Source organism: Mycobacterium sp. (genome assembly GCF_040398885.1).
Classification (GTDB): Bacteria; Actinomycetota; Actinomycetes; order Mycobacteriales; family Mycobacteriaceae; genus Mycobacterium.
On sequence record NZ_JBBATF010000136.1, the window covers coordinates 1 to 8,883 of the forward strand.

General features: G+C 70.3%; 7 protein-coding genes. All 7 read left to right on the top strand.

What is annotated here, in order from left to right; genetic code table 11:
* Positions 1 to 933 (top strand): saccharopine dehydrogenase family protein (locus ADBZ5U_RS12440; protein ID WP_526810632.1); only part of this gene is annotated, 933 nt, incomplete at its 5' end.
* Between the two features lie 84 nt (positions 934 to 1,017).
* On the top strand, positions 1,018 to 1,629 hold the full coding sequence (locus ADBZ5U_RS12445) for a DUF937 domain-containing protein (protein WP_526810634.1): 612 nt from the start codon (positions 1,018 to 1,020) through the stop codon (positions 1,627 to 1,629).
* A 60-nt stretch (positions 1,630 to 1,689) separates the two neighbouring features.
* Positions 1,690 to 4,359: a valine--tRNA ligase gene (locus ADBZ5U_RS12450; protein WP_526810636.1), complete on the top strand. Its 2,670-nt coding sequence runs from the start codon at positions 1,690 to 1,692 to the stop codon at positions 4,357 to 4,359.
* The gene (gene folC / locus ADBZ5U_RS12455; RefSeq protein WP_526810637.1) at positions 4,356 to 5,792 is read left to right on the top strand and encodes a bifunctional tetrahydrofolate synthase/dihydrofolate synthase; all 1,437 of its coding nucleotides are present in this window, start codon (positions 4,356 to 4,358) and stop codon (positions 5,790 to 5,792) included. Before ADBZ5U_RS12450 ends, folC begins: the two co-directional genes overlap by 4 nt.
* Positions 5,789 to 6,199, top strand: coding sequence for a DUF4233 domain-containing protein (locus ADBZ5U_RS12460; RefSeq protein ID WP_526810639.1), 411 nt, complete (start codon positions 5,789 to 5,791; stop codon positions 6,197 to 6,199). Before folC ends, ADBZ5U_RS12460 begins: the two co-directional genes overlap by 4 nt.
* Positions 6,200 to 6,268: 69 nt before the next feature.
* Positions 6,269 to 6,679 carry a nucleoside-diphosphate kinase gene (ndk, locus tag ADBZ5U_RS12465; RefSeq protein ID WP_526810641.1) on the top strand — a complete coding sequence of 137 codons (411 nt, stop codon included), beginning with the start codon at positions 6,269 to 6,271 and terminating at the stop codon, positions 6,677 to 6,679.
* 240 nt (positions 6,680 to 6,919) lie between these two features.
* The coding region (locus ADBZ5U_RS12470; protein WP_526810643.1) for an Rne/Rng family ribonuclease at positions 6,920 to 8,883 on the top strand (1,964 nt) is incomplete at its 3' end.

Below are 8,883 nucleotides of genomic sequence, written 5' to 3' on the forward strand. Positions count from 1 at the left end.
GAGGCGATGTTCGTCCGGCAGAGCATCGACCTCTACCACAAGCAGGCCATCGACACCGGGGCCCGGATCGTCCATGCCTGCGGGTTCGACTCGGTGCCCTCCGACATGACGGTGTACGCGTTGTTCGACCGCGCCCGCCGCGACGGGGCCGGTGAACTGCTGGACACCAACTACGTGCTGCGCGACTTCGCCGGCGGGGTGTCCGGCGGCACGGTCGCCTCGATGATCGAGGTGATGCGCGCCGCCTCCAGCGACCCGGACACCCGCAAGCTGCTCGAGGATCCCTACACCCTGGCCCCGGACCGCGGCGCCGAGCCGGAGTTCGGGCCGCAGCCCGACCTGCCCTGGCGTCGCGGCCGCGACATCGCGCCGGAACTGGCCGGAGTGTGGGCCGGCGGGTTCGTCATGGCGCCCTACAACACCCGCATCGTGCGGCGCAGCAACGCGTTGCTGGACTACGCCTACGGCCGCCGGTTCCGGTACGCCGAGTACCTGGGCACCGGCCGGTCCGTCATCGCGCCGGTGGTCTCGGCGGTGACCACCGCGATCACCGCCGGCAGCGCGGCGCTGGGCTACCGGTTGTTCCGGTTCCTGCCGCGAGCCCTGGTCGATCGCCTGGCGCCCGAACCCGGCACCGGTCCCAGTGCGGAAGTCCGGGACAACGGCCGCTACCGGGTCGATACCTACACCACCACCTCCACCGGCGCCCGCTACGTGGCCACCATGGCCCAGAGCGGCGACCCCGGCTACAAGGCCACCGCGGCGATGCTGGGGGAGTGCGGGCTGGCTCTGGCGCTGGACCGCGACAAGCTGTCCGATCTCCATGGTGTGCTCACCCCGGCGGCCGCCATGGGCGATGCGTTACTGGTCCGGCTGCCGCGGGCCGGGATCACGCTGGAGACGGCACGGCTCGGCGCAACGCCGTCGGCATAAATTCGTGCATCCCCGCCTCCGGCTGACTACTGTCGGAACCGATTCATCCCGTGGCAGCGCAATTCGCGAAAGTGGTACCCCAACATGGCCGGTCTCGACGACCTCTACAACCAGATCCCAGTGGCGGACATCGCCAGCAGACTCGGCGCCGACCCGGGTGAGGTGACCAACGCCATCCAGACCCTGGTGCCGACCCTGCTGGGCACCCTGCATGAGAACGTCCAGGCCGAGGACATCGATTCCTCGCATCTGGAGTCCACCGTCGTCGCCGTGGGCCAGAGCGACCTGCTCGACGGCGGCGTCAACGTCGACCAGATCGACCAGGGCCACGGCAACCAGATGGTCGCCAGCCTGTTCGGGGGCAACGACACCAACCAGGTCGCCTCGGCGCTGGCCGGAGCGGGCGCTCCGGGCGGAGACCTGATCCGGCGGCTGCTGCCGATGCTGGCGCCGATCGTCCTGGCCTACGTCGGCCGGCAGTTCTCGCAGCGCGGGGCGTCCGGCGCCGGAGCCCAGGCGCAGGCGCAGGCGGTCCCGGGCGGCGGGATGGGCGACCTGCTGGGCAGCATCCTCGGCGGTGGCGGTGCGCCGGCGGGCAACAACCCGCTGGGCAACATCCTCGGCAGTGTGATGGGCGGCGGCCAGGGTGGTGCACTGGGCAACATCCTGGGCGGGCTGCTGCGCGGCGGCCGCTGAGGCCCCAGCGGCCGCAGGTCCGGTTGAGCGCCTGCTGTCCACCGTTCCTAGAATCAAGCGGTGCCTGACGACACCCGCGCCGCCGCCGATCCCCCTGCCGGTCTCCAGGACCTCCCCAAGGCATGGGATCCGGGCGCGGCAGAGGCCGATCTCTATCAGGGCTGGGTCGATTCCGGCTACTTCACCGCCGATGCCGGCAGCGGCAAGCCGCCCTACTCGATCGTGCTGCCGCCGCCCAACGTGACCGGCAGCCTGCACATGGGCCACGCACTGGACCACACCCTGATGGACGCCCTGACCCGCCGCAAGCGGATGCAGGGCTACGAGGTGCTGTGGCTGCCCGGCATGGACCACGCCGGCATCGCCACCCAGACCCTGGTGGAAAGACAACTCGCCGCCGACGGGAAGACCAAGGAGGACCTCGGCCGCGAGCAGTTCGTCGAGAAGGTCTGGGAGTGGAAGCACCGGTCCGGCGGGACGATCGGCGCCCAGATGCGCCGACTCGGCGACGGGGTGGACTGGTCCCGCGACCGCTTCACCATGGACGAGGGACTGTCCCGGGCGGTGCGCACCATCTTCAAGCGCCTCTACGACGCCGGGCTGATCTACCGGGCCGAGCGCCTGGTCAACTGGTCGCCGGTGCTTCAGACGGCGATCTCCGACCTGGAGGTGAAGTACGAAGAGGTCGAAGGCGAACTGGTCTCGTTCCGGTACGGCTCTCTTGACGACTCCCAACCGCACATCGTGGTGGCCACCACCCGGATCGAGACGATGCTCGGCGACACCGCCATCGCGGTGCATCCCGACGACGACCGCTACCGCGACCTGGTCGGAAAGACGCTGCCGCATCCCTTTCTGGATCGTCGCGTCATCATTGTTGCCGACACCCACGTCGACCCCGAATTCGGAACCGGTGCCGTCAAAGTCACACCGGCCCATGATCCCAACGACTTCGAGATCGGGATGCGGCACAACCTGGCGATGCCCTCGATCATGGACACCAAGGGCCGGATCGCCGACACCGGAACCACTTTCGACGGCCTGGACAGGTTCGAGGCGCGCTATGCGGTCCGCAAGGCACTTGAGGACCAGGGCCGAATCGTCGCCGAGAAGCGCCCGTACCTGCACAGCGTCGGGCACTCCGAGCGCAGCGGCGAGCCCATCGAACCGCGGCTGAGCATGCAGTGGTGGGTGAAGGTCGAGTCGCTGGCCAAGGCGGCCGGCGACGCGGTTCGCAACGGCGACATCGTGATCCACCCCAAGAGCCTGGAGCCGCGCTGGTTCGCCTGGGTCGACGATATGCACGACTGGTGCATATCCCGGCAGCTGTGGTGGGGACACCGCATCCCGATCTGGCACGGCCCGGACGGACAGGTCGCCTGCGTCGGGCCCGACGAGACCCCGCCGGAGGGCTGGGAGCAGGACCCCGACGTGCTGGACACCTGGTTCTCCTCGGCGCTGTGGCCGTTCTCCACGATGGGCTGGCCCGACCGCACCCCGGACCTCGAGAAGTTCTATCCCACAAGCGTTCTGGTGACCGGATACGACATCCTGTTCTTCTGGGTGGCCCGGATGGTCATGTTCGGGACCTTCGTCGCCGACGACGACGCCGTCACCGGCGGCGGCACGCGCGACCCGCAGGTCCCGTTCCGGAACGTATTCCTGCACGGCCTGATCCGCGACGAGCACGGCCGCAAGATGAGCAAGTCGCGGGGCAACGGCATCGACCCGCTGGACTGGGTGGAACTGTTCGGCGCCGACGCCCTGCGGTTCACCCTGGCCCGCGGCGCAAGCCCCGGCGGCGACCTCTCCATCGGCGAGGACCACGCCCGGGCCTCCCGCAACTTCGCCACCAAGTTGTTCAACGCCACCCGGTTCGCGCTGATGAACGGCGCCGCCCCCGCGCCGTTGCCGTCCCCCGACGCGCTGACCGACGCCGACCGGTGGATCCTGGGACGGCTGGAAGAGGTTCGCGCCGAGGTTGATTCGGCGTTCGAGGGCTACGAGTTCAGCCGCGGCTGCGAGGCGCTCTACCACTTCGCCTGGGACGAGTTCTGCGACTGGTACCTGGAACTGGCCAAGGTCCAGATCGCCGCGGGACTGGGCCACACCACCGCGGTGCTGGCCGCGGTTCTGGACACACTGCTCAAGCTCCTGCACCCGGTGATGCCGTTCGTGACCGAGGTGCTGTGGAAGCAACTGACCGGGCGGGAGTCGCTAGTGGTGGCACAGTGGCCGGCCGGTTCCGGCGTCGCGCCGGACGCCGCCGCCACCCGGCGGATCTCGGACATGCAGAAACTGGTCACCGAGGTCCGCCGGTTCCGCAGCGACCAGGGTCTGGCCGACCGCCAGAAGGTGCCGGCCCGGTTGGAGGGCGTCGCCGAGGCCGGACTGGACGCCCTGGTGGCGCCGGTGACCGCGCTGGCGTGGCTGACCACACCGGAGGCCGAATTCCGGGCATGCGCGCAGGTGGAGGTGCGGCTTTCGGTCGGCACCGTCGGCGTCGAACTGGACACCTCCGGCAGCGTCGACGTCGATGCCGAGCGGCGCCGACTGGAGAAGGATCTGGCCGCCGCGCAGAAGGAACTGGCCGGCACCGCGGCCAAACTCGGCAACGACGCCTTCCTGGCCAAGGCGCCCGGCGCCGTCGTCGACAAGATCCGAGAGCGCCGGAAGCTCGCGGGCGAGGAAGTGGACCGGATCACCGCGCGACTGGCTTCGCTCACATGAGCGCCGGCCGGCGGCATCCGGACCCGGCGCCCGTCGAGCCCACCCCCGACGAGATCGCGTCGCTGATCCAGGTCGAACACCTGCTCGACCAGCGCTGGCCCGAAACCAAGCTGGAGCCCAGCATCTCCCGGATGGAGGAGCTGATGGAACTGCTGGGTTCACCCCAGCTGAGCTACCCGTGCATCCACATCGCCGGGACCAACGGAAAGACGTCGGTCGCGCGGATGATCGACGCGCTGCTCACCGCGTTCGGGCAGCGCACCGGCCGCACCACCAGCCCGCACCTGCAGTCCCCGGTGGAACGGATCGCCATCGACAACGAGCCGGTCAGCCCGGCCCGCTACGTCGACACCTACCGGGAGATCGAGCCTTTCGTGCAACTCGTCGACGCCCACTCGGAGGCCGGCCGCGGTCCGGCGATGAGCAAGTTCGAAGTCCTGACCGGGATGGCGTTCGCCGCCTTCGCCGACGCCCCGGTCGACATCGCCGTCGTCGAGGCCGGAATGGGCGGCACCTGGGACGCCACCAACGTCGTCGACGCGACCGTCGTGGTGTTCACCCCGATCGGGATGGACCACGCCGAATACCTCGGCGCCACCATCGGGGAGATCGCCCGCGAGAAGTCCGGCATCATCGGCATGCCCCGCGGAGAACCGGTGCCCGTCGACACCGTCGCGGTGATCGGCCGCCAACCCCCGGAGGCGCTGGCCGTGCTGCTCGAGCAGGCCGCCCGGTGCGACGCCGTGGTCGCTCGGGAGGACTCCGAGTTCGCGGTCCTGGACCGCCAGGTGGCGGTGGGCGGGCAGGTGATCGAACTGCGGGGCCTGGGCGGGGTGTACTCCGACATCTTCCTGCCGCTGCACGGCGAGCATCAGGCCCACAATGCGGTGATCGCGCTGGCCGCGGTCGAAGCCTTCTTCGGCGCCGGCGCGAGGCGCCAACTCGACGTCGAGACGGTCCGGGCCGGATTCGCGGCCGCCCGCAGCCCCGGTCGGCTGGAGCGAATGCGAAGCGCGCCAACGGTTTTCATCGACGCCGCGCACAACCCGGCGGGCGCCGAGGTGCTGACCCGGGCGTTGACCGCCGACTTCGACTTCCGCCACCTGGTCGGGGTGGTCAGCGTGATGGGGGACAAGGACGTGACCGGGATTCTGACCGCCCTGGAGCCGGCGTTCGATCGGATCGTGGCGACCCACAACGGCTCTCCGCGGGCGCTGGACGTCGACGCCCTGGCGTTGCGGGCCGAGGAGATCTTCGGACCGGACCGGGTGCTGCGGGCCGAAGCGCTGCCGGACGCGATCGAAACGGCCACCGCGCTGGCCGAGGACGCCGCCGTGGAGTCCGGGGGGATGTCGGGCGTCGGGATCGTGATCACCGGGTCGGTGGTGACCGCGGGGGCGGTCCGGTCGCTGTTCGGGAAGACCCCGGGATGACCGGCCCAGCGGCCCCGGCGGCTCCGGACCCGGCGGCTCCGGACCCCTGGAAGAGTTTCCGCGGCGTGACGGCCGGGACGCTGATCCTGGAGATCATCACCGTGCTGCTCGCCCTGCCGGTCGTCGCGGCCGTCGGCGGCGGTCTGACCCCCGGGTCGACCGCGTTCCTGGTCGGGTTCGCGGTGCTGCTGGGCCTGCTGACCGGACTGCAGGGCCGGCCGTGGGCCATCTGGGCCGACCTGGGGGTGCAACTGATTCTGGTCGCCGGCTTCCTCATCTACCCGGCCGTCGGCTTCATCGGCGTGCTGTTCCTGGTCGTGTGGGCGGTGATCGCCTCCCTGCGGGCCGAGATGCTGCGCCGGCAGCGGCTGGGCCTGTTACCCGGCCAGCTGCCGCCGCCGGACTGAGGGGTACTCTTCCCGTCGGGTCCGCGCCGTGACGATGCGGAGCGAAGCGAAGAGGAGGAACGGCGCCAGATGACCGAGCAGACTTTGGTGCTGATCAAGCCCGACGGCGTTCGGCGCGGGGTGATCGGCGAGATCATCGGCCGGATCGAAGCCAAGGGCCTCACCCTCGCGGCGCTGGAACTCAAGCACGTCGGCAACGACCTGGCCGCGGCGCACTACGCCGAGCACAAGGACAAGCCGTTCTTCGCCGACCTGCTGGAGTTCATCACCTCCGGCCCGGTCGTCGCCGCGGTCCTGGAGGGCCCGCGGGCCGTCGCGGCGTTCCGGCAGTTGGCGGGCGGCACCGACCCGGTCGAGAAGGCCACCCCCGGCACCATCCGCGGCGATCTCGGCCTGGAGACCCAGTACAACCTGGTGCACGGCTCGGATTCGCCGGAATCGGCCGCCCGCGAGATCGCGCTCTGGTTCCCCGGCCGTTGAGCCGTATGGGATACTGGGCCGGGTAACCCGGCAACGGGCCACCGGAATGAGACTTCAGGCGTACGCGACCACCGCAGAGTGCGGTGCGGCGCGACCGTCAAAGGCCGTCATTCAGCCAGAGATCTAACAACCGGCCCGGCAACCGCCGGGCTTACAGCGCAAGCCCCCGCGTGGCCGCGTCGATGGACGCGCCCGGGGGCTCTAGGAGACTAAGTGTCAGATGATGATCACAACCCGGACCTGCAAGAATCCCCGTCGCCGTGGCAGCCGCCACCGGCCGGTGAGGATCTGCCCGAACGCCTGAGGATCCACGAGCTGGCCCGGGTGCTCGGCACCACCAGCAAGCGGATCGTCGACGCCCTGGTCGAGTTCGACGGCCGCGCCCGCAGCGCCCAGTCCAGCGTCGACCAGGCGGAGGCCGTTCGGGTCCGCGAACTTCTCGCCGCCCCGCCGGCCGACGCCGCGCCGGCGATACCGATGGATCTGCCTGCCGACAGCGCGATGGTCATCGTCGGCAGCCAGGAGATCGAGCCGGAGTCGCGGCTGATCCTTGAGACTCCCGACACCGCGGCAATCGTCGAACAGCCGGCCTACATGCCGCTGTTCGTCGCGCCGCAGCCCGTGGTCGCACCGGCACGTCCGGTCGGCGACGACGAGGACGGCGAGGAGGGCGATGCCGGCGAGGAGGGCGAGGCCGGCGAGGACGCCGAGGAGGGGGACGGCGAGCGTCCGGCGAATCGCCGCCGCCGCAGGGGCCGCCGCGGTCGCGGCCGGGGCCGGGGGGAGCAGGGCGGCGCTGACGGTGAGGACTCCGAGGACTCCGAGGACTCGTCCGACACGGCGGAAGGCTCCTCCGACGAGGACGATTCCGAGTCCGGCGACGAGGCCGGCGAGGACGAATCGGCCGGCGGCGAAGCGGCCACCCGCCGCCGTCGCCGTCGCCGCCGCCGCAGGGCCGGGACCGGTGACGACGGCGATGCTTCCCCGTCGTCCCCGGACGACCCGCCGAACACGGTGGTCCACGAACGTTCCCCGCGGTCCAAGGGGGCCCGCTCCGACTCCGGTGAGATCCAGGGCATCAGCGGTTCCACCCGGCTGGAGGCCAAGCGGCAGCGTCGCCGGGACGGCCGCGACGCCGGCCGGCGCCGCCCGCCGATCCTGACCGAAGCGGAATTCCTGGCCCGGCGCGAGGCCGTGGACCGGATGATGGTGGTGCGCGACAGGATCCGGACCGAACCGCCGCACGAAGGTGCGCGCTACACCCAGATCGCCGTCATGGAGGACGGCGTCGTCGTCGAGCATTTCGTGACTTCGGCGGCCTCGGCGTCCATGGTCGGCAACATCTACCTGGGCATAGTGCAGAACGTGCTGCCCTCGATGGAGGCCGCGTTCGTCGATATCGGCCGCGGCCGCAACGGGGTGCTCTACGCCGGCGAGGTCAACTGGGAGGCCGCCGGTCTCGGCGGCTCCAACCGCAAGATCGAGCAGGCCCTCAAGCCGGGCGACTACGTCGTCGTCCAGGTCAGCAAGGATCCGGTCGGCCACAAGGGCGCGCGGCTGACCACCCAGGTGTCGCTGGCCGGCCGCTACCTGGTGTACGTGCCCGGGGCGTCGTCGACCGGAATCAGCCGAAAACTTCCCGACACCGAACGGCAGCGGCTCAAGGACATCCTGCGCGAGGTGGTGCCCGCCGACGCCGGGGTGATCATCCGCACCGCGTCCGAGGGCGTGAAGGAAGACGACATCCGCGCCGACGTCAACCGGCTGCAGGAGCGGTGGACCGGGATCGCCGAGCAGGCCGAGGCGACCAAGGCGAAGAAGGCCGGCGCCGCGGTGGCCCTCTACGAGGAGCCCGACGTTCTGGTCAAGGTCATCCGCGACCTGTTCAACGACGACTTCTCCGGGCTGCTCGTATCCGGCGACAGCGCCTGGGAGACCATCACCGGATACGTGGAATCCTTTGCGCCCGAATTGGTTTCGAAGCTCACCAAGTTCGAGGCGGCAGACGGACCCGATGTCTTCGCGGTGCATCGCATCGACGAGCAACTGGCCAAGGCGATGGACCGCAAGGTGTGGCTGCCCTCGGGCGGCACCCTGGTCATCGACCGCACCGAGGCGATGACGGTCGTGGACGTCAACACCGGGAAGTTCACCGGTGCCGGCGGCAACCTCGAGCAGACCGTCACCAAGAACAACCTCGAGGC